At 41.4% G+C, this 616-nt stretch carries 1 protein-coding gene; it reads left to right on the forward strand.

Annotated features, from left to right (window positions below; translation table 11 throughout):
* Positions 1–436 (forward strand): adenosylhomocysteinase (locus N2257_10790; protein MCX7794871.1); only part of this gene is annotated, 436 nt, incomplete at its 5' end.
* Positions 437–616 lie beyond the last annotated feature (180 nt).

Here is a 616-nt window from a genome sequence, read left to right on the forward strand (position 1 = left end):
CGTTATAAGGAAGGAACACATAGAGATAATGAAAGACGGTGCAATTGTGGGAAATGCTGGACATTTCAATGTGGAAATAGAGATAGACGCCTTGGAAGAAATGAAAGAAAGGAAAAGGAGAATAAGGGAGAGTCTTGATGAATACCTTTTGAAGGGCGGGAAAAAGATATACCTTCTTTCTGAGGGAAGACTCGTGAACCTGTCAAGTGCTGAAGGGCATCCGTCAGAGGTCATGGATATGAGTTTTGCAAATCAGGCACTATCCGCTAAGTATCTTGTTAGAAATTTCAAAAACCTTGAAAAAAGGGTTTACCCCGTTCCATTGGAAATAGACAGAGAGATTGCTAGGCTGAAATTGGAGCTTGAAGGTGTAACGATAGATACTCTTACAGAGAAACAGAGAACTTATCTCGAATCGTGGGAGCTTGGTACGTAGCAAGATAGTAAAGTTAGAAAACAACGTTGATCGGGAAATCCTTTGTATGATATAGGGTAAAGAGGGGGGGTGATGAGAAAAATCTTCTTGTTTCTATTTATCCTTTTGCCCGTCAAATCTATGGGTGCGGCCTTCCTCATATACAACCAGGACGCAAAGGCAAATGCAATGGGTATGGCT

It is taken from the genome of Thermodesulfovibrionales bacterium (assembly GCA_026417875.1).
Taxonomy (GTDB): Bacteria; Nitrospirota; Thermodesulfovibrionia; order Thermodesulfovibrionales; family CALJEL01; genus CALJEL01.